Consider the following 21,056-nt stretch of genomic DNA (forward strand, 5'->3'; position numbering starts at 1 on the left):
TAAACTAGGAACAGCTTAATTTATTGATCATATGACATGAACATTTTCTCGGACAGTTTCTTTGATTCGTAATACAACAGTGAAACTTCTAGATAAAATCCGATTTCTGTCAACTTCATTTTTCTAGCCTCTTTCCGGACATAAAAAAACCAACTAATCTAAAAATTAGTCAGCTTGTTGTGTAGGGATTTATAGGCTTAGAAATTGAAGTTTAATATAAATCCTAAAAATAAGTCGGCTTAGTAGCTGTTGAAAATCTTGTCATACCAACAATCAGCTCGCCATATGCTCAAGACGAATCTTGTCTGCGATCATTGCGATGAATTCACTATTAGTTGGTTTGCTTTTCAAGTGATGCACAGTGTAGCCAAACATTTTGGAAATAACATCATAATTGCCGCGGTTCCATGCCACTTCAATTGCGTGGCGAATTGCACGCTCGACACGGGATGCTGTCGTATTGTATTTTTTTGCAATCTCCGGATAAAGTACTTTCGTCACTGAACCAAGCAAATCGACGTCAGTGTAAACCATTTGAATCGCTTCACGAATAAACGCATAACCTTTAATATGAGCAGGGACACCAATCTCCTTAATAATTGCTGTAATTGTAGTATCCAGCACTTTTTGACTTACTGTTCCTGGCGCATACTCTCCGCTAGCTTGAACTATCGGAACTATCGGTTTTCTTGTTCCTGCTACTTGGAATATCTGGTTTGCAAGTCGTTCGAATTCAAAAGGTTTAAGCATGAAATACGAAGCGCCTAGACTCGCGGCTTGCGTCATTACATCTTCTTGTCCAAATGCCGTCAACATAATAATATGCACATCGGCAGTTTGTGCATTTTCACTCAACGTTTCCAAAACCGCAATTCCGTCAAGGTGTGGCATGATAATATCAAGTAATAAGACATCTGGTTTTTTCTCTTCTAACATTGACAGACATACTTTGCCGTTATGCGCTGTCCAAATGACATCAATTTCAGGATGCCTTTCAAAATATGTCATCATAGTTTTCACCAATTCCTTGTTATCGTCAGCAATCGCAACTTTCAGTTTATCCATTCCCATTTCCCCCTTGTACGTTTATGACGACTTCTTTCCCTAAACATTATCAACCTTCTCTTAACTACACAAGAGAAATTTCGACGAATCATGAAGTAATCCTCTATTATTCAATAAAAATGAATCTTCAGACATACAGTTTCCCTAAATTTCGACCATTTCCTTTATTTTTAATACTTTGTCGAATCCCTTTTAATAAGTTTACCACGATAAAAAAAAAGGACCAACTCACTTTTTGAGTTGGTCCTTTTTTCAATTTTCTCCGCTACGCATTTTTTCTAGAAAAAGGGCTGCACCTTTTTTGGGATCATCGACAAACATATGCGTCACCGCTCCCGCAAATTTCCCATTCTGAATAACAGGACTTCCACTCATCCCCTGTAGAATCCCACCCGTTGCCTCGAGTAATTTGGGATCTGTCAAGATGAAATGAAACTGATCTTCCTCTACTTCAATAATTCGAATAGAAAATGATTCAACCTCGGTCCCTTTAATCGTAGTGTAAATTTCAGCCAGACCTTCTTTTACTTCCGCAGGATGCATAATAGTTAGCGGTTCGGCTAACACTTTCTTATATTCGCTGTTCCACGATCCAAAAATGCCATAAATGCCATTTACCCGAATCGTCCCTAAAAAATCGTCATCATCAACAATTGTTGAAATTTTATAACCTGGAATACCAGGTACACTTTTTTTAATTTGATCGATTTCTGAAAGATAAATTGCTCCTGTTCTAAATGAAGGTGGTGATTTCAATGCACTGTCGATTATCTGATGACCGAGTGCACCGTATGTCCCCTTGTCCGGGTCGACATACGTCAAGGTTCCAGTCCCTTCCGTCCGATCTTTCAGGAATGGAAGGAGACGTTTCATCGCTTCGCCATCTGCTTGAACCTGACTTTTTTCCCCGTCACGAATGACATGCAATACGATTTCTTTCTTGTCACGTAATGAGGTTGATACTTTTTCGTACTCATGAAGGCTGCTGACTGCTACATTGTCTAATTGTCCGATTAGATCACCTGCCTTCAACCAGTTTTCTTCACTGATCATGACATCATTTGTAATGTAGACTCCCGACAAATCCATCTTAATACCGATTGACTGTCCCATCGGAATCAGCGTTCCGTCTTTTGCAAATACTACATTTGAAGCAAATGGCATGACAAGAAAAAGCACAGATAACGAAACGGCCAACTTGAGTTGTCTACTCCATCCCATGTTTCACCTCCCTTAATAAGATACTGTTGGTATGTCCGTTCAGGGGAATGTTATGAAAGGGTAAATCAAGCAATAATGGAACGAAAACTAATTTTACTGTGTTGGCAACTGTTAAGTAAAAAAAATAAAAAAAACGTGCATAATATAGTATGCACGTTAAGTGATTATCTAAAGGATTTCTTGCGTTCGGCAGCCAAAGTCAACAACTCTTCCGCATGTTTTAACGTTAATGGCGTGGTTTCAGCTCCGGACAACATCCTGGACAATTCTTCAGTCCTATCTGATTCAATGACATCATGAATTTCCGTCTTCGTCCTATCACTTATTACATCCTTTTTAATGAGGTAATGGTGATCGGCCATTGCGGCAACTTGTGGTAAATGTGAAATACACAGCACTTGGGACTTTGTTGCGATTATAGCTATTTTTTCTGCAATTGCTTGTGCAACCCTTCCGCTTACACCAGTATCCACTTCGTCAAAAATGAGTGAAGTAACACCTTGGTGTTTAGAAAATATTGTCTTTATCGCTAACATTATGCGAGAAATTTCACCACCCGAAGCTACTTTGACAAGTGGCTTCAACGGTTCTCCAACGTTCGTCGATATTAGGAAGTTCACATCATCATATCCATTGGAATCGAAAGTACCTAATGCTTTCCGAGTGATATCCACTTTAAAAGAAGCTTTTCCCATATGAAGTTGATCGAGCTGTTCCATAATTGCATTTTCTAATTGAATGGACGACTTTTGGCGAATAATTGATAACTCTCCTGCTTCAATTTCAAGGTCCTTTAAAAATTGTGTAAGTTTTTCCTGCTCAGCAGAAAGACGCTCATCCCTGCTAACTAAACTTTCAAGTTCATCTGTGATTTTATCTCGATATATAAGAATGTCCTCAATTGTTTTGCCATACTTTCTTTTTAGGGAAATATGGAGAGCAAGACGCTCTTCAACTACTTCGAGTCTTGTAGGATCAAATTCCATATCATCAAGTATACTTTTGAGTTCATGCGCAGTATCTTGTAAGGAATAGAAACTTGTTGCAATCGTTTCAGCGTGCATTTTCAGACTGTTATCGACTGAAGCCGCATCCTCCATATCACTCATTGCAGAACCGACCCAGTCAAGCGCATGTGTATCCCCACTAATCGACACGTATGCCGTATTTAATCGCTCAAATAAACGATTAAAGTTTTGAAGTTTTTGTTTTTCTGCTTCTAGTTGATCCTCTTCACCAATGACAAGTGCGGCCGCATTAATTTCCTTCAGTTGGAATGAATACAAATCAATACGTTGGGCAACTTGCTGCTCATTATCATCTGCCTTTTCAAGCTTCCGCTTTAGTTTCCGATAACTCTCATACAGTTCGGAATAATTTTCATAGGCATTCTCAAGTTTTTCACCTGCAAAATGATCAAGCAAATGAATATGACTTCTCTCATGCATTAATTCTTGGTTTTCATGTTGACCATGTATGTCAATCAGCTGGGAACCAATTTCTCTCAAGATAGCAATTGTCACGAGCTTACCATTGACACGGCAAACCGTTTTACCGTTCGAATTTAAATCGCGTCGCAAAATAACGACACCATCCTGCACATCAATACCAAATTCAGCCAATTGAACAATAATCGAATGCGCCTCTTCTTCAATGGTGAAAAGCCCTTCGAGTTCGGCTTTTGTCGCTCCATGGCGGATAAATTCCTGTGATCCTCTTCCACCCGCCAACAGTTGGACAGCATCGATAATAATAGATTTCCCCGCACCTGTTTCCCCAGTTAATACGGTTAAACCTTCGTCAAAAGTTACTTCAAGGTGTTCAATGATTGCAAAGTTTTTTATGGAAATTTCACGTAACAATTGCTTTCACCTCTTTCAAAGCATCGCTAAAAGTTTTTCTTTCACTACTTCTGTCAGAGATTCATCACGACAAATAATCAGACACGTATCATCGCCACAAATCGTCCCAAGAATTTCATTCCAGCTAAGATGATCCATTAGTGAACCGACAGCTTGTGCATTACCAGGAAGCGTTTTCAAAACAATAAAATGGCCTGCTCCATCGATGCTAACGAATGCATCGGTCAGCATACGGTGAAGCTTTTGTTCCGTGTTGTACTTATGTACGGGTGGCAGGCTGTACTTATAACTCCCATCAGACAAAGGGGTCTTAATAAGATGCATTTCTTTTATATCCCGTGAAACGGTCGCTTGCGTTACGTCAACTCCCGCTGCTTTTAGGCTGTCTACGAGTTGATCCTGTGTTTCTATTTCAAAGTTTGAGATAATATCCCGAATACGAATTTGCCTATGCCCTTTATTCATGCCAATCACTCCGATACCATTGTTATGTCTTATTTCATACTGTACCACCCATTATTTCATACAACAAGAATAGCACGCAAATTAATGCGTGCTATTGCAGTTCCTTGTAGGCTTCTTCGACAAGGTTGTCAAATGAAACATCGTCAAATGATGTCAAAGCATCGTCTTCAGAAGTCAAGTGGAACAGAAACTCAATATTTCCTTCTCCGCCAGTGACGGGAGAATATGAAATTCCGCGTAGACTGAATCCCTCTTTTATGGATGCATCAGAAATTTTCTTTAAAACTTCAAGGTGAATGGATTTCTCCCTTACAACACCTTTTTTCCCCACTTTCCCTTTCCCTGCCTCAAATTGCGGCTTTACAAGGACCATGACATCGCCGCCGTCCGCAATAATGCGCTTTAATGCAGGTAGGATAAGCGTCAATGATATAAAAGATACATCGATTGTAGCAAATTGCGGTATACCTTCGGTGAAAATCTCCGGTGTAGCATGTCTAAAGTTTGTTCTTTCCATCACAGTTACGCGTGGATCCTGACGTATTTTCCACGCCAGCTGATTGTACCCGACATCAAGTGCATAGCAATGAGATGCACCATTTTGAAGGGCGCAATCTGTGAAACCACCCGTTGATGATCCGATATCCAGCACAATTTTGTCAGTGACATTGGCGTCAAACTGCTCAAGCGCTTTTTCAAGCTTCAAGCCACCCCGACTGACATATTTCAGTTTCGAACCTTTGACAACAAGCGGTGCATCTGCAAATATTTTTTCACCTGGTTTATCTAGTCTTGTTTCAGCGGTAAAGATGATGCCCGCCATTATGGAGCGCTTTGCTTGTTCCCTTGTTTCAAAGAGACCTCGCGCAACCAGGAGGACATCTACCCGTTCTTTCGGTATACGATTTGTCATACTTGTTCCCTTTCCACTTCTTGCATTTTTATAAATGATTCCATATTCTCAACTAGATGACCTGCAGTCATACCGATTTCTGCGAGCAGTTCGTCAACATTGCCATGTTCAATGAACTGATCTGGAATGCCCATCCGTCGAATCGGCACAATTGTCTGAAGTGTATCATGTGCGTATTCAAGTACTGCACTGCCGAAACCACCGGCGAGAACCGCCTCTTCAACTGTTATAACTGGCATTCCGGTTGCAAAAATCATGTCTAACATTGCAGTATCAAGCGGCTTGATAAATCTTGCATTGATGACTTTCACATGAATCCCTTTAGTAAATAATATGTTGGCAGCTTCCAGCGCCATCGGAATTGTTGTTCCGAATGTCAAGATTACGCCATCATGGCCTTCACGTAGCACTTCCCATGAGCCAATTGGGATTGGACGCAATGTTTCATCCATAGTTACGCCGAGTCCATTTCCTCTTGGATAACGCATTACTATAGGGCCTTCATCGTAATCTAAAGCCGTTTTCACCATATGCTGACCTTCGTTTTCATCTTTCGGCATCATGATAACCAGATTCGGCATATGCCTTAAGAATGCAATATCGAAGACGCCCTGATGCGTTTCACCATCTGCACCTACTAGCCCTGCACGGTCAATACCGATAAAAACATTCAGGTTTTGTCTGGAAATATCATGAAGCATCTGATCATAAGCTCGTTGCATAAATGTCGAATAAATTGCAAGGAATGGTTTCATCCCTTGCGTCGCAAGACCTGCTGCCATCGTCGTTGCATGCTGTTCAGCAATACCGACATCAAAGAACCTATCTGGGAATTCCGCTGCAAATGATTCTAGTTTCGATCCGACAGGCATTGCCGGCGTTATTGCGACAATACGTCTATCTTCACGTGCAATCTTTTGAACCGTACCTGCAACAAGTCCACTCCATGATGGTGCCACAGAAGATGATTTGACAAAATCACCTGTCTCGATCTTATAAGGTCCTGTGCCATGCCATGTACCGATTTTATCGTCTTCGGCCGGGCTGTATCCCTTGCCCTTTTTCGTAATAACATGAAGCAAGACAGGCCCATCCATTTTCTTGGCATATTGAATATTACGTTCAAGATCATTGAAATCATGCCCGTCGATCGGTCCAAGATATGTGAAGCCTAGTTCTTCGAAGAAGACACCCGAAACGAGAAGATATTTTAAACTGTCTTTCACCCGCTCTGCAGCAGTAGCAAGTTTACCGCCGACCGCCGGAATTTTCTTTAAAATATATTCAAGTTCATCTTTTGCACTATTATATTTGCCAGCAGTTCTTAACTTTCCAAGGACTGCATGAAGCGCACCGACATTGGGAGCGATTGACATTTCATTGTCATTCAAAATAACAATCATGTTCGTTTTCGCATGACCGATATGATTAAGTGCTTCAAGTGCCATACCGCCTGTTAGCGCACCGTCTCCGATGACTGGTATTACATAGTTTGAATCACCCTTGATGTCCCGTGCAGCCGCCATGCCCATAGCTGCCGAAAGGGAGGTAGAACTGTGACCTGTTTCCCACACATCATGATCGCTTTCAATTCGTTTCGGGAATCCGCATAAACCTTTGTATTGTCTAAGCGAATCAAAGTCTACAGCACGCCCTGTTAAAATTTTATGGACGTATGCCTGATGCCCCACATCCCAAATGATTTTATCAGTAGGACTATCAAAATGCCGATGTAATGCAATTGTCAGTTCAACTACTCCGAGATTCGGGCCGATATGGCCGCCAGTAACAGATAACTTCTCAATAAGAAATTTCCGAATTTCTTCTGCTAATCCTGCCATCTGTTCCTTTTCGAGTTTCTTAATAAAAGATGGACTTGAAATTTCAGTGAGTTCCATCAACATCACACACCTTCATAAGTTAATTGCCACGGTTATTACTACGCTGACCTCATTATATCAAGTAGGACGACTAGCACAACACTTTGGTTCGTTTCATGATTTTCGTTCTACTATGTAATCAGCGAACATTCCAAGAAGTGAATGCTCCGATTCTAAAAACGCGAGTGAGTCTCTTGCAGATTGGTGATGTTTTGCAAGACCTGCCATTGCACCTTCCAGACCAAGTAGTGATGGATACGTAGACTTCTCACTTATCGCATCGCTCCCTACAGTCTTTCCAAGTTCTTCTGTAGTAGACGTGATATCTAGAATATCGTCCTGTATTTGAAAAGCGAGTCCAATATGGTACGCAAAGTCTTTCAACTTCGCCGATTTTTCTTCATCTAGCCCTGCTAGTATTGCTCCGGCTCCGATACAAAATGACAATAGAGCCCCTGTTTTATTAACATGTATCGTTTCGAGTTCGGATAGAGACAGTTTTTTAGTCTCGCCTTCAATATCAAGCATTTGTCCGCCGACCATTCCGGTTGCCCCAGAAGCGTCCGACAGCAATCGGATGATTCGAAGAGTATCTTGCGCAGATGTATCTACTAAATGAGTTAAGCTTCCGAATGCCAAGGTTTGTAGCGCATCCCCTGCAAGAACAGCAACCGCTTCCCCGTAAACGATATGATTCGTTGGTTTACCGCGCCTAAAATCGTCATCATCCATACAAGGCAAATCATCGTGGATAAGGGAATACGTATGCAACAATTCCACAGCACAAGCTATCGTCAAGGCATCATCTGATTGGGCACCTAAGTCGTCGAGCGTGGCAAGGACAAGGAGTGGCCGGATCCGTTTACCACCGGCATTGATTGAATAGGCCATTGAGGACTTCAATGTTTCAGATACATTCGCAGACCCTAGTAGGCTATTCAGTTTAGCATCGATAATTGGCATCTTTTTTGCGATAAATTCTTGTAGTTCCTTATGCATTCGAATCGGTACCTTTAGCTGGGTCAAACTCTGACTTGTTGCCGTCTTTATCGATAATAGAAATGAGCTGTTTTTCAGCATCCTGTAATTTCCCATGGCAATAAGCAGACAATTCCATCCCTTTTTTGTAAAGAGTTATGGCGTCTTCAAGTGGTACGTCCCCTGTTTCTAGCTTCTGGACAACTTCCTCTAAGTTAAGCATCGCTTCTTCAAAGCGGATTGGTTCTGTTCCCAATTAAATTTCCTCCCCTGCATTCATTGTAATCGTTTGGACCGTCGCTTCTGCGACTCCGTCTTGCAAACGTATTTGGATGTTTCCTCCAACCTCTAGTGCTTTGGCAGAATTGGCAACTTCGTCATTCTGATAAACAATCGAATATCCGCGTTCCATAATAGTAAGTGGATTAAGCGCCTTCAGCATGCGTACGGATGCATGGAAACGGTCACTCCTCATACGGACATCTTGATGAACTCCCCTTGTTAGACGGTCCGTAAGTGCCGCTACATTCCGATGTCCTTCTTTAATTCGCTGTTCTGGCGAGAAAGAGGCAAGCAGGCTGTTTAATCTTTGGTGCTGAGATAAACGATATCCTGTAATATCTTGTCCACTTCGGAAGAGTCTTCCTTCCAGTCCAATTAATCTTTCTGTGAAAGGACGATAAAGACGCTCCGGGAATTGAAGTGGATAGGATGTTTGTAAACTTGTCAAACGTTTGCGTTCGTTTTTTATTTGATTGGAAAGGGCATTATAGATGACACGTTTTCGATCCAACAGCCTTTCAAATAACTCGTCGCGAGCTGGTACTGCCATTTCAGCGGCAGCTGTCGGTGTAGGCGCCCGTCTATCCGAGACAAAATCAGCAATTGTCGTGTCGGTTTCATGTCCGACAGCGCTTATAACTGGAATTTTACAAGAAAAGATTGCACGTGCTACAGATTCTTCATTAAACGCCCACAGGTCTTCAATTGAACCTCCACCACGTCCAACGATGAGAACATCGATAGTGCCATATGTATCTGCCTGTTCGATTGACTTAACGATAGAAGGTGCTGCTTGCGGCCCCTGAACAATCGCAGGAAATAAAATGATTTCTGCAAGTGGATAACGCCTTTCAATTGTTGAACATATATCTTGAATTGCAGCACCTGATTGCGCCGTAACTACACCGATTTTAGTTGGAAACGAAGGTAATGGTCTTTTCCAGCGTGTATCGAATAGACCTTCTTTCCCTAAACTTTCCTTCAATTGCTCAAATGCGAGATAAAGCGCACCGATACCATCGGGTTGCATTGATTGGGCATATAATTGATAATTTCCGCTTGTTTCGAAAACTGTCACATCGCCTGTAATGAGTACGTTCATGCCATTTTCAGGCTTAAACTTGAGACTTGATGCACTTGAACGGAACATCGCTGACTGGATCCTACTTTTTTCATCTTTCAAGGTGAAATAAATATGTCCGCTCGGATGACTTTTTACATTCGACAGTTCCCCTTTAACAAAAACATTGCGTAAATGGGGATCTGCATCGAACTTTCGTTTGATATATTTAGTTAATGCTTGTACAGACAAGTGTGGGTCTCCGGCCAACAGTCCCGCCTCCTGATTCTTAACGTATAGAAACGCTGTCTTTCCATTGAAAAACAGCGTCCGTCCGGTTTTATAGTTGTTGAGAGTATCTTATTTCTGTAGAAGCTTTTTCTGCACTTTGAAGTGTATTTTTCAGTAACATCGTAATCGTCATAGGACCTACCCCACCAGGAACCGGTGTAATAGCCGAAGCTTTTGTTTTTGCCGATTCGAAATCGACGTCTCCGCATAATTTACCGTTCTCATCGCGGTTCATGCCGACATCTATCACGACAGCACCTTCTTTAATATGCTCATCTGTAATGAACTTTGTCTTGCCTATTGCGACAATTAGAATATCAGCCTGTTTTGTAAATGAGACTAAATCCTTCGTTTTAGAGTGACAGTACGTGACTGTGGCATCACGCTGCAACAGCAATTGGCCCATCGGTTTCCCGACAATATTGCTGCGTCCAACGATAACAGCATGCTGACCACTGATTTCAGTACCTGTCCTTTCGAGCAATTTGATGATACCGTACGGGGTACATGATAGGAATGCCTCTTGACCAATAATCATTTTCCCTACATTTTCTGGGTGGAATCCATCTACGTCTTTTGTCGGATCAATTGCACGGATGACAAGGTTTTCGTCGATGTGGTCAGGTAATGGAAGCTGAACAAGAATGCCGTGAATCGAATCATCATTATTCAACCGCGTGACATGGTCGAGTAACTCCTTTTCAGATACGGTGATTGGAAGTTCAATCAGTTCAGATTTCATGCCAACTTCCAAACTCGACTTCTGCTTATTCCTTACATATGTACGGGAAGCCTGATTCTCGCCGACAAGGACGACTGCGAGCCACGGTTGACAACCTTGTTCTTTCAACGCGGTAACTCTTTCCTTGATTTCTTCCCTGATTTCTTTACCGATTGCTATTCCATCAATCAGTTTTCCAGTCATCATGATACCCCCAAATGGTTTCAATTATTGTTCTTCAAACTTTGATAGTACACCGTTTACAAAACGACCTGATTTTTCATCACCGAATACTTTACATAGCTCGATTGCCTCATTCAAGACCACTCGATGTGGTACTTCCTCATTGAACAGCAGTTCATAAACTGCGATTCTCAAAACGGTCCGTTCTATTTTCGGAAGACGGTCCAATGACCAATGCTCCAGTTTTCCTTTGAGGACCTCATCAATCGCTTCTTTATTTTGCACAGTTCCCCGTACAAGCTGTTCGTAGAAGCGGTTTACCGGTTCTTCAATAATGTAGTTGATAGCCTCATCTACACTCAGTTCTGAATTATCAAGTTGAAAAAGGGTTTGTACTGCTTTTTCACGTGCTTCTCTTCGTTTCATCTTATTATTCTCCTCCACTACCGTATCTCTAGGGCATTATCATAGCATAAACAGGTTGCCGGATACAGTAAGACAAGTTGAAAAGCATCATCCGGCTGGACGATGCTTTTCAGATCATACCGTTTCCGCTCCAGCCTCAGACTGAATCCCTGTAATATGGACATTAACTTCTTTCGTTTCAAGGGAAGTCATGTTGAATATCGCATGACGAATTTGCTGTTGGATATCCACGGCAATGGCAGGTAGTGAATAGCCATATTCGACAACGCAATATACGTCAATCGTCAAGCCATCTTCAGTCCATTCCGTTTTGACCCCTTTACCATGGTTCACTTTACCGAACTTTTCCGCAACCCCCGTGGCAAAGTTTCCTCTTGTATTCGCGACGCCTTTTACTTCCGTCGTCGCAATTCCGATAATCACTTCAAGAACTTCGGGAGCAAGCTGGACACGGCCGAGCTCACCATTCCCCGCCGAAGCCATCCCGACGAATGTTGGAATTGTTTTGTCAGTCATTCCAAGTCCCCTCCCTTTCAGTCCATAATCTTGTATTTTTCAAGAAATTTCGTATCGAAATCTCCTGATTTAAAGACTTCATTGTCCATAAGCTTCAAGTGGAACGGTATAGTTGTCTCGACACCTTCGATGATAAATTCATCAAGTGCCCGTTTCATCCTAGCTACCGCTTCTTCCCTTGTATCCGCATGTACAATGAGTTTCGCAACCATTGAATCGTAAAATGGAGGGATTGAATAGCCTGTATACATTGCCGAATCTACACGAACACCAAAGCCACCTGGAGGCATGTACATGGTTACTTTCCCCGGTGAAGGCATAAAGTTTTTCATCGGGTTTTCAGCGTTGATGCGGCATTCGATTGACCAGCCATTGATTTTTATATCTTCTTGACGATAGGCCAACTTCTCACCCGATGCGATTTTTAGTTGTTGTTGGACCAAATCAATTCCTGTAATCATTTCTGTAATCGTGTGTTCTACTTGGATTCGCGTATTCATTTCCATGAAGTAGAATTTTTGATTGATATGATCGAAAATGAATTCAACTGTTCCGGCACCCTCATAATTGACGGCTTCTGCCGCTTTAACTGCCGCTTCTCCTACTGCCAATCTCAGTTCAGGTGTCAGAGCAGGTGATGGCCCTTCTTCAACAAGCTTTTGCATCCTGCGCTGGATCGAACAGTCACGTTCGCCTAAATGGATTGTGTTGCCGTATTTGTCAGCGAGTATTTGAACTTCGATATGACGGAATACTTCAATAAACTTCTCAATGTAGACACCAGGATTGCCAAAAGCAGCTGCAGCCTCTTTTTGAGTGATTTTGATTCCATTGATTAACTCTTCAGCATCCCTTGCAACACGAATTCCTTTACCGCCACCGCCAGCTGTGGCTTTGATGATAACTGGAAAACCGATTTCTTCAGCAATTCGGAGACCATCTTGTTCATCAGCAACGATTCCAGTAGAACCTGGAACAATTGGTACACCCGCTTCTCGCATTGTTTCACGTGCTACATCTTTCGTACCCATCCGTGAGATATTGTCCGAAGTAGGACCGATAAATTCGATATTGACCTCTTCACATAGTTCGGCGAAACTCGCATTTTCTGCTAGGAAACCATATCCCGGATGAATTCCATCGCAACCAGTTAGTTTTGCAACACTGATGATATTTGAAAAGTTTAAGTAGCTGTCTTTAGATAATTTTGGACCGACGCAATAAGCTTCATCTGCTAATTCGACGTGTAGGGCATCCTGATCAGCTTCTGAATAAACCGCGACCGTTTTCATGCCAAGTTCTTTACAAGCCCTGATGATACGTACGGCAATTTCGCCACGGTTAGCTATTAAAACTTTTTTCATTTTTCATTCCTCCTTAATTAGATCTTACAAGGAAGAGAGGCTGTCCGTATTCAACGAGTTGCCCGTCTTTTACGAGAATCTCGACGATTTCCCCTGAAACTTCCGCTTCAACTTCATTGAATAGCTTCATTGCTTCTACGATACATACGATCGCTTCTGCCTTCACGCTATCTCCTTTTTGTACATAAGCTGCTACATCGGGGGCAGATGATGAATAGAACGTCCCAACCATTGGTGAAATGATTTTGTACAGCGATGGATCTTCCGTCTGTGTTACAGCAACAGGTGCAGCGGGTGTTTCTTGTTGAGGTGCAATTACTTCTTCAGTTTTCTGAACTTGCAAAGCGGAAACTTCCTGCTGAACAGGTTGTACTTGTTCTACAACAGTTGCAGCTGCTACTGCCTGTGCACTACCACTACCTTTTTTCAATACGAGTTTTGCACCATCAGATTCATAAGTGAATTTTTCAATTGAAGATTGATCAATTAGTTTAATGATTTCACGGATTTCTTGGATTTTAAGCATAATCGATTCTCCCTACTCTATTTTAATTAGGTTCTATAACTATTTTAGCTGTTTTCTTCCCATATTGAAATAGATAATGGTTATTTGCCTTAAAGTTTGCTATTAAACAATAAAAACGCTTGTACCTGTTTTATCCCTAAAAGCGCTGAAAGGCTTGAAGTTCATGGCGTTCTTCACCTTTTCTACAAGACTAAAGCGACTCAATGTGTTGGCACATTGAGTCTAGAAGTGAACTCTCTAAGTCATAATATTATCAATGTACGTGATTTTATAATTTCCTAAGCAAAAAAAAGACCCCATTTAGGGCCTTTGTTTTCTTTACTCATTCAGCGTCACCAGTAAAAGCGACAGTCACTTTTTTTGCGTCTTTCCAACTCGTCTTGACGTAATGTGTAATTTCTTCTGCCATTTTTGCCGAATGTCCTTCAGAGGATAATACAGTGATTTTCACTTCACCATCTTCATTGTATACAAATGCTTCAGGATACCCCATTGCTTTAATTTCTAATTCCATAAGCGCCTCTGCTGATTCCTGTTTAGTCAGCTGGCCCATCTCATCGAACACCTTGGTTTTTTCTTCAGCTGTAGTTTCGGACGATAACATTTTAGCCATCAATTGCTCTCCCAATTTGCTCCGTACATTGCGGACCTCCATCCGCATTTCTTCAAATACATACGCTTCAGCGAAGACAGGTGCCGTTTTTTCTGAGTCGCCTGTTTTCTCTACTATTTCAACAGAGTTTTCCGTGTCTTTGAAAATGTTAATCCCATCGAATGGCATAGGTGATTTTTCCTTGATGTAATAGATGGAAATAACCGCCACTAAGCTGAGCAATGTTAAAAACCATACTGTTCTTTTATTCGTTCTCATTATTGTTCCCCCTTTTTCTTCATTCCAACGATAGCAATTCGATGTTCGGGCAGCTGGAGGACGGTTGATAAGATCTTCGATAATTCGTTTTGAATTTTGAAGTCCTCCGCACCTTCCGCAACGACAAGAATGCCTTGAAGCTCACTCCCCTTTTCAGCCGATGCAGTGGACGTTGAAAAGTAATCGGATAGCGGATTAGTGGACTCCCTATTTTCATAATGGAAATATAACGAAATTTCCCCGATCCCTTCGATTTTCATCAGCGCCTCTTGTAGTGCTGCAAATTCCCCGCTCTCCTCCTTCTTTCCCTTCTCCCCCCCGATGACACCAAGACTGGAATTGATGAAAATGATGACCAGGAGAACAATCGTCCCGAGGAGGATCGTATGGGTTTTCCTTGTTGGTTTGTGCATGTCATCACCATTTCCGCTCATTGTGCCGCTTGTACGACCTGTCATCAATGAATCATTTTATGCAGTTTCATAGAAGGCTATGACCAAAAATTTTGAAGAAAGATTGAATTACCCAAATACCCATCGCGATTTTTATAATTGGCAGGAAGTTTTCTTCAGTTTCACTTGGGAATAACAGCAGAATTGTTGAAGCTAAGAGGGTGATAAGCAGGACCCCCGTTAAAAAGACTCCATTCCCCGCCTCATTTCATCGTAGTAATCAGCTTCACAAGAATTATGGAAAAAAGCGCAGTATAGATAAACGCAAAAGCAATTAGAAAAGAAATAGCACATAACACGAATAATGTTCTCCCTATATCATCCAATATCCCTGTAATATCCTCGTTTGCAAATGGTTCGATGAGTGCTGCAGTCCATCTGTAGAAAAACGCTGTAAGCAGCGTTTTAAACGACGGAATGAGTGCAACAGTCCAAATTGCAGATATGAGCCAACCTCCAGCGAAAACACTGGCACCCGACGAATAACGTCCAATCGTCCCCATACTTTCGGTCATAAATGAACCAATAAGAGGGACATTTTGGCGTATTAGCTCTTTAATAGGTTCGCTTGCTAACCCCGTAAGCGCCCAGGACATCGTGCCTCCTACAGTTATAAAGATAGAATAAGCTGCTACGACAGCTGAAACCGTTCCTAGAAGGGTCGTCCGAATCAAATCCGCCATTTTTGTAAACGGTACGGCTGGGAGTATCCTAGATACGAGATCTAGAATAAGTGCTGCTGTTAAAAGTGGTATGAGTACTTTTTCCGTGAGAACAATTGCACCATTCGCAAACAACAGCATTGCCGGCTGAAAGTTCAGCATGCTGAATGCTCCACCAGCAGCAATCATGCTCGCAGTCAATATTGGATAAATTGAAATGAACATCGTTGTTATCGATTGTGCAATATCACTGATGAGTGCCAAATGTTCAAACGCTGGTTGCAATACGACCGTTACGACAATAAAAATCAGAACCATCCTCGTCCATTTTGCAAACGAAGGGAACAAGAAATCCACTAACAATGCCATAAATGTTGCAATGATAATGATGACAAAGCTTGACAATACGGTTCCGAGTATCGATTCTATAAAGGAATTCATGGATGCCCCGCCTGTTCATTTTGTTATGAGTCTTGAAAGTAGTTCGATTAATGTGGACGTCTGTTGCATCCACAAGGTCAGTATGGCGATTTTCACTGCGAAATGAGCGACTGCTGCAAGTGAACCGTATCCTGCCTCCTCGATATGTTTTGCGATGAGCTCAGAGATATAAAAAAGAATAGCACTGCCTATTAATAACTTTGCAAACGGATCCGGTAATGGTTCAAACATAGCGACAAAATACTTCCCAAATGGAAAAACAATTGTTATGAGCAAGTTGAATAGAAAATAGAAAAAAATAGATGCATACAAGAGTGGCTGCAATTTAGGTACAGCAAAGGAAATGAGGAGGAGAATAAGGAAAACAACAATTAGCTGAATTAACGTAAACATCAGACCGACATAGACAACCACTGGAAAAACTCCGTGATTTCCGTGAAGAAAATCTTAAGAAATCGAAGCATTTCGGCAGTGATATATATATAGGCGATGAAAAATAAAAAAAAAGAAAACTCTTTCCTGTCAGTCTGTTCGAAAAAGATATGCAGAAAACCGATGACTAATCCGATACCGGCTACGCGTAGCAAGTCATTTAATTCCATCCGGTATTCCCCCCATTGCACTATCCTATGTGCCCGGAGACGGTCATAGAACAAAAGCGCAATACGCACTTCAGCATCGAAACAGGAGGGATGTAATTCAATCCCTCTCCACCAGCAACGAAACAGTGAACCTTCCGGACTGCTAATGAACCGAGGTGTGACGCCTGGAGCTAGACACTGTCCTGCGTCGTGAAATTCTTAATTCTTATCTTTAGTAAAAGGAACTCTTTGCCTTTGTCAGCAATGCCGAAGTCTAGACGCTACATCTCTACGTCGGAAATTTACCACAATGTGAGATTGTAAAAGTACCTAAACAACGAAAAAACACCTTGCATCCCGAATTGGGACGCAAGGTGTTTGGGCTAGAAGTAAACTATTCCTGCAGTTGAGAGGGGTTAAACTTCGACCCTCTCAACCATTACAGGACATGTCGTATTTAAGCTATATTCCTTTTTATGCGCGAGAAACGTATTCTGATTCCACTGTATTGATGATAAGTTTATCACCAATGTTGACGAAGAATGGTACTTGTACAACAACGCCAGTCTCCATTTTAGCTGGTTTAGAACCACCGCTCGCAGTATCGCCTTTAATACCCGGTTCAGTTTCAGCAACTTCCAGAACGACCGTTACAGGCAGTTCAACACCAAGTACTTCATCTTTAAACATGATGATATGAACTTCCATATTTTCTTTTAGGAACTTCAATTCGTCTTCAATCTGCTTCTCAGGAAGTTCAATTTGTTCGTATGACTCGTTATCCATGAAGACATGCTCGTCTCCATTTGCATACAAGTATTGCATGCGACGGTTATCAATTTGCGCTTTCGCGACTTTTTCCCCAGCGCGGAACGTTTTTTCATTGACGTTTCCTGAACGTAGGTTACGCAGTTTCGAGCGAACGAACGCCGCGCCTTTACCTGGTTTAACGTGTTGGAAATCCATTACGCGCCAAATATCCCCGTCAAATTCTATTGTTAATCCTGTTTTAAAGTCGTTTACTGAAATCATGATGATTCCTCCAATTAGATAGTAGATTATAAGATAAGTAGTTCTTTCGTTGAATGTGTCAAACGCTCATTACCATTTTGAGTCATAATAATATCATCCTCGATACGGACGCCACCGATTCCAGGCAGATAGATACCTGGCTCAACTGTAACTACCATATTTGGCTCAAGTACCATCTCAGAACGGAAAGATAATCCCGGTCCTTCATGCACTTCAAGACCGATGCCGTGTCCCGTTGAATGACCAAATGCCTCACCATAGCCTTTAGACTTGATGTAGTCGCGTGCAATTGCATCCGCTTCTATTCCTGTCATACCCGGTTTAATCTCTTTTAAAGCAAGTTCTTGTGCTGCAAGAGTCACTGCGTAAATTTCTTTCAGTTTGTCAGAAGGTTCACCGACAGCTACCGTACGCGTGATATCTGAAATATAGCCTTCATACAACGCACCGAAGTCGAGCGTAACAAAATCTCCCGTTTCAATTACTTTGTTCGTTGCAACTCCGTGTGGAAGTGCACCACGTAAGCCGGACGCAACGATAATTGAGAATGAAGATGACGTTGCCCCTTGTCTACGCATTGCAAACTCAAGCTCATTCGATACTTCTAATTCCGTCACACCTGGTTTGATGAATGTACAAATATGCGTGAATGCATCATCTGCAATTTTTGCCGCTTTTTTCAAAATAGCTAGCTCATCTTCCGTTTTCACCATACGCAGTTTTTCAACGAGGCCGGAAACTGGTTTAAGCTCTGCTTCGACTTTCCCATTATATAGCTCGTAAAGACCGAATGACATATCATCTTTTTCGAAACCGATAGTCTTAAGTTTCATGCTTTTCGCTTGCTCGGCTACTTCTTCAATGATGGTTGTCGTATGCTGAACGATGCGGAAATCACTGATTTCTTTTTCCGCCTGATCAGTATAACGGAAATCTGTAATAAATACTGCATCGTCGGACGAGATGAGAGCAAGTCCAGCTGACCCCGTAAAACCAGTCATATAACGACGGTTGTACGAGTTCGTAACGAGTAGTGCGTCGATGCCATGTTCTGTTAACAATTTACGCAGTTTTGTCAATTTCACAGTTTCATACCCCTTTTCCCCGGAGAAGGAAAGCGTGGAAGGCGAGTTGATATCCGTCCGTGCCGAATCCAGATAATTGACCGATACAGACGGGCGCAATAACGGATTTCTCTCTGAACGGTTCACGACTATGTATATTCGAAATATGGATTTCGATTACAGGCACATTTACAGACGCGACAGCATCACGTAGGGCGATACTATAATGCGTAAACGCACCTGGATTAAAGACAATGCCATCCAGACCTTGATCTTCTGCTTCATGGACTTTGTCGATTAAAGCACCTTCCGAGTTAGACTGGAAGAACGATAGTTCAACACCATTTAACAAAGCAATCTTGTCTAATTTGCGTTCAACATCTTCCAGTGTTTCTGCACCATAAATACCCGGCTCTCTCTTTCCGAGCCTGTTAAGATTGGGTCCGTTCAGAATTAGTAACTTCATCGCCGCACCATTCCCCTCACCGTTGTCTTCCCCATTTTATCATATCGTTCTTTGGTAGCAACTCATTTTACACTTTCATCCGAAAGTTTCTTCATAAACACGGCCGTTCCCGTAATAAACCTGAAAACCACTGCCATTAAGGCGAAATATGGGAGTGATATGGATTTAATAGCATCTAAGGGCGTCTTCGGTGAACCAATCGTCCATTCAACCGTAAAAACAACGATAATTCCAATGATTAAGGCTGTAATAGATGGGGGAATTGAAGTTGTGAACGAAACCGCAAAATAAACAATGGCATATAACAATACCAACGCAACAAACAGCAAAGCCCATTTGATTGTGAAATGGGCGGACGCAAACATCTGCCACTTTTTTGCCCAGCCGACAGGTGACCAATTTATGAAATTAAATAACTGCAAAAATTTAAGTGCTAACGTTGTGAAAAATGCGCCAACTAGCGCAGTCCATAGTAGTGTTTTATTAATCATAAATATCCCTCCTATTCAAAGTGTCGGGAGGTTCAGAACATTTTAAACATCATTCTGGAGTGTGCCACCGTTTTTTAGTATAATGAATTATAGGATTTAGTTGATATGAAAGAAAGTGTGGGTAATCGTATGGAAAAAGAACAACAACCTCCTACTTATGGAGGCCAAGCACTTGTCGAAGGAGTTATGTTCGGAGGAAAAAATCATACTGTGGCGGCAATTAGACGGAAGGACGATACAATCGATTACTTCCATCTACCAAAAGAAAAGAATAATTTCCGGATGAAACTGAAGAAAATCCCATTCGTTCGAGGCATTGTTGCGTTAATCGAGTCCGCAGGCGTTGGTTCACGTCATTTAACATTCTCAAGCGAACGGTATGATGTTATGCCAGGAGAAGAAGTAGAAAAGGAAGAAGAAACTTCAAAATTGGCGATGGTTCTAGGTGTCGCTGCGGTCGGAGTTTTATCTCTACTATTCGGGAAATTTGTTTTCACGCTTATCCCAGTTTTTCTTGCACAAGCTTTGCAATTTGTTGCCCCAGGAAAAACTGCTCAAATTTTACTTGAAAGTTTGTTCAAACTTATTTTGTTACTATCGTATGTCTCACTCATTTCGATGACCCCCCTCATTAAACGGGTATTCCAGTATCACGGGGCTGAGCATAAAGTGATTAACGCATATGAAAACAACTTACCCCTGACAGTAGAAAATGTTCAGGCGCAATCGAGACTTCATTTCCGTTGTGGTAGTAGTTTCATGCTATTTACTGTGATTGTCGGGATGTTTGTCTACTTCCTCGTGCCAACTGATCCATTTTGGTTCCGTATTGTGAACCGAATTCTTCTCATTCCGGTTGTGCTTGGTATTTCTTTTGAGGTCTTACAATTAACAAACTCACTTCGTAACGTTCCTGTGCTGAAGTATTTAGGCTATCCAGGATTGTGGCTCCAATTGTTGACGACTAAAGATCCAGATGACAAACAAGTGGAAGTTGCGATTGCTTCATTCGAGAGGTTGCTCGAGATTGAAGAACACGGGGTTGAAGTAATGGAAGTAGTGTCGAAAAAAGATTCTGAAACAGAGACTGTTCCTGTAACTTAAGAAAAGCGGAAGCTGCCAATTATGGCTGCTTCCGCTTTTTGGCTAGTTTATAAACCATATTTCAATTGCGCATTACAGTTCGTTCATGTATTACAGCCACCCATTTCTTCAATGGTTCCTGCTCTACATACAGGGTATG

General features: G+C 41.8%; 24 protein-coding genes. 1 reads left to right on the forward strand and 23 read right to left on the reverse strand.

Going from position 1 to position 21,056, the window contains the following annotated elements; translation table 11 throughout:
- Window positions 1-273: 273 nt before the first annotated feature.
- The 23 genes from spo0A to FQ087_RS07200 form a co-directional block, all read right to left on the reverse strand.
- Window positions 274-1,065 (reverse strand): sporulation transcription factor Spo0A, encoded by a 792-nt coding sequence (spo0A, locus tag FQ087_RS07090; RefSeq protein ID WP_149579782.1) that lies wholly within the window; start codon window positions 1,063-1,065, stop codon window positions 274-276.
- 252 nt (window positions 1,066-1,317) lie between these two features.
- Window positions 1,318-2,286 carry a SpoIVB peptidase S55 domain-containing protein gene (locus tag FQ087_RS07095; RefSeq protein ID WP_149579783.1) on the reverse strand — a complete coding sequence of 323 codons (969 nt, stop codon included), beginning with the start codon at window positions 2,284-2,286 and terminating at the stop codon, window positions 1,318-1,320.
- 164 nt (window positions 2,287-2,450) lie between these two features.
- On the reverse strand, window positions 2,451-4,148 hold the full coding sequence (gene recN / locus FQ087_RS07100; protein ID WP_149579784.1) for a DNA repair protein RecN: 1,698 nt from the start codon (window positions 4,146-4,148) through the stop codon (window positions 2,451-2,453).
- Between the two features lie 15 nt (window positions 4,149-4,163).
- Complete coding sequence (gene ahrC / locus FQ087_RS07105; RefSeq protein ID WP_149579785.1) at window positions 4,164-4,613, reverse strand: transcriptional regulator AhrC/ArgR; 450 nt, start codon at window positions 4,611-4,613, stop codon at window positions 4,164-4,166.
- 91 nt (window positions 4,614-4,704) lie between these two features.
- Window positions 4,705-5,526, reverse strand: a complete 822-nt coding sequence (locus FQ087_RS07110) for a TlyA family RNA methyltransferase (protein WP_149579786.1) — start codon at window positions 5,524-5,526, stop codon at window positions 4,705-4,707.
- On the reverse strand, window positions 5,523-7,424 hold the full coding sequence (gene dxs / locus FQ087_RS07115; RefSeq protein ID WP_149579787.1) for a 1-deoxy-D-xylulose-5-phosphate synthase: 1,902 nt from the start codon (window positions 7,422-7,424) through the stop codon (window positions 5,523-5,525). The genes FQ087_RS07110 and dxs overlap by 4 nt, the downstream gene beginning before the upstream one ends.
- A 96-nt stretch (window positions 7,425-7,520) precedes the next feature.
- Complete coding sequence (locus tag FQ087_RS07120; RefSeq protein WP_149579788.1) at window positions 7,521-8,405, reverse strand: polyprenyl synthetase family protein; 885 nt, start codon at window positions 8,403-8,405, stop codon at window positions 7,521-7,523.
- Window positions 8,398-8,640 carry an exodeoxyribonuclease VII small subunit gene (locus tag FQ087_RS07125; protein ID WP_255452170.1) on the reverse strand — a complete coding sequence of 81 codons (243 nt, stop codon included), beginning with the start codon at window positions 8,638-8,640 and terminating at the stop codon, window positions 8,398-8,400. The genes FQ087_RS07120 and FQ087_RS07125 overlap by 8 nt, the downstream gene beginning before the upstream one ends.
- Window positions 8,641-9,996: an exodeoxyribonuclease VII large subunit gene (gene xseA, locus FQ087_RS07130; protein ID WP_149579789.1), complete on the reverse strand. Its 1,356-nt coding sequence runs from the start codon at window positions 9,994-9,996 to the stop codon at window positions 8,641-8,643.
- Between the two features lie 70 nt (window positions 9,997-10,066).
- The gene (gene folD / locus FQ087_RS07135) at window positions 10,067-10,942 is read right to left on the reverse strand and encodes a bifunctional methylenetetrahydrofolate dehydrogenase/methenyltetrahydrofolate cyclohydrolase FolD (RefSeq protein WP_149579790.1); all 876 of its coding nucleotides are present in this window, start codon (window positions 10,940-10,942) and stop codon (window positions 10,067-10,069) included.
- Between the two features lie 24 nt (window positions 10,943-10,966).
- Entirely contained in the window at window positions 10,967-11,347 is a 381-nt protein-coding gene (nusB, locus tag FQ087_RS07140) for a transcription antitermination factor NusB (RefSeq protein ID WP_149579791.1), read from the reverse strand.
- 114 nt (window positions 11,348-11,461) lie between these two features.
- A complete protein-coding gene (locus FQ087_RS07145; protein WP_149579792.1) occupies window positions 11,462-11,863 on the reverse strand; it encodes an Asp23/Gls24 family envelope stress response protein in 402 nt (133 codons plus the stop codon).
- A 17-nt stretch (window positions 11,864-11,880) separates the two neighbouring features.
- Complete coding sequence (accC, locus tag FQ087_RS07150; RefSeq protein WP_149579793.1) at window positions 11,881-13,227, reverse strand: acetyl-CoA carboxylase biotin carboxylase subunit; 1,347 nt, start codon at window positions 13,225-13,227, stop codon at window positions 11,881-11,883.
- A 13-nt stretch (window positions 13,228-13,240) separates the two neighbouring features.
- On the reverse strand, window positions 13,241-13,753 hold the full coding sequence (gene accB, locus FQ087_RS07155; RefSeq protein WP_149579794.1) for an acetyl-CoA carboxylase biotin carboxyl carrier protein: 513 nt from the start codon (window positions 13,751-13,753) through the stop codon (window positions 13,241-13,243).
- A 322-nt stretch (window positions 13,754-14,075) separates the two neighbouring features.
- Window positions 14,076-14,624, reverse strand: coding sequence for a SpoIIIAH-like family protein (locus FQ087_RS07160; RefSeq protein WP_149579795.1), 549 nt, complete (start codon window positions 14,622-14,624; stop codon window positions 14,076-14,078).
- On the reverse strand, window positions 14,624-15,082 hold the full coding sequence (locus tag FQ087_RS07165) for a hypothetical protein (protein ID WP_149579796.1): 459 nt from the start codon (window positions 15,080-15,082) through the stop codon (window positions 14,624-14,626). The genes FQ087_RS07160 and FQ087_RS07165 overlap by 1 nt, the downstream gene beginning before the upstream one ends.
- Window positions 15,083-15,279: 197 nt before the next feature.
- Window positions 15,280-16,179: a stage III sporulation protein AE gene (locus tag FQ087_RS07170; protein WP_149579797.1), complete on the reverse strand. Its 900-nt coding sequence runs from the start codon at window positions 16,177-16,179 to the stop codon at window positions 15,280-15,282.
- A 15-nt stretch (window positions 16,180-16,194) separates the two neighbouring features.
- Window positions 16,195-16,593 carry a SpoIIIAC/SpoIIIAD family protein gene (locus tag FQ087_RS07175; RefSeq protein WP_149579798.1) on the reverse strand — a complete coding sequence of 133 codons (399 nt, stop codon included), beginning with the start codon at window positions 16,591-16,593 and terminating at the stop codon, window positions 16,195-16,197.
- The gene (locus tag FQ087_RS07180) at window positions 16,572-16,781 is read right to left on the reverse strand and encodes a SpoIIIAC/SpoIIIAD family protein (RefSeq protein WP_149579799.1); all 210 of its coding nucleotides are present in this window, start codon (window positions 16,779-16,781) and stop codon (window positions 16,572-16,574) included. Before FQ087_RS07180 ends, FQ087_RS07175 begins: the two co-directional genes overlap by 22 nt.
- Before the next feature lie 453 nt (window positions 16,782-17,234).
- The gene (efp, locus tag FQ087_RS07185; RefSeq protein ID WP_149579800.1) at window positions 17,235-17,792 is read right to left on the reverse strand and encodes an elongation factor P; all 558 of its coding nucleotides are present in this window, start codon (window positions 17,790-17,792) and stop codon (window positions 17,235-17,237) included.
- A gap of 26 nt (window positions 17,793-17,818) precedes the next feature.
- Entirely contained in the window at window positions 17,819-18,877 is a 1,059-nt protein-coding gene (locus FQ087_RS07190) for a M24 family metallopeptidase (protein ID WP_149579801.1), read from the reverse strand.
- Window positions 18,878-18,881: 4 nt separating this feature from the next.
- Window positions 18,882-19,322: a type II 3-dehydroquinate dehydratase gene (gene aroQ / locus FQ087_RS07195; protein WP_149579802.1), complete on the reverse strand. Its 441-nt coding sequence runs from the start codon at window positions 19,320-19,322 to the stop codon at window positions 18,882-18,884.
- Window positions 19,323-19,384: 62 nt separating this feature from the next.
- The gene (locus tag FQ087_RS07200) at window positions 19,385-19,813 is read right to left on the reverse strand and encodes a hypothetical protein (RefSeq protein WP_149579803.1); all 429 of its coding nucleotides are present in this window, start codon (window positions 19,811-19,813) and stop codon (window positions 19,385-19,387) included.
- Between the two features lie 129 nt (window positions 19,814-19,942).
- On the opposite strand from FQ087_RS07200, the gene FQ087_RS07205 reads away from it, so the two are divergent.
- Complete coding sequence (locus FQ087_RS07205; protein WP_149580791.1) at window positions 19,943-20,917, forward strand: DUF1385 domain-containing protein; 975 nt, start codon at window positions 19,943-19,945, stop codon at window positions 20,915-20,917.
- Window positions 20,918-21,056: the final 139 nt, after the last annotated feature.

This window comes from Sporosarcina sp. ANT_H38, from assembly GCF_008369195.1.
Taxonomy (GTDB): domain Bacteria; phylum Bacillota; class Bacilli; order Bacillales_A; family Planococcaceae; genus Sporosarcina.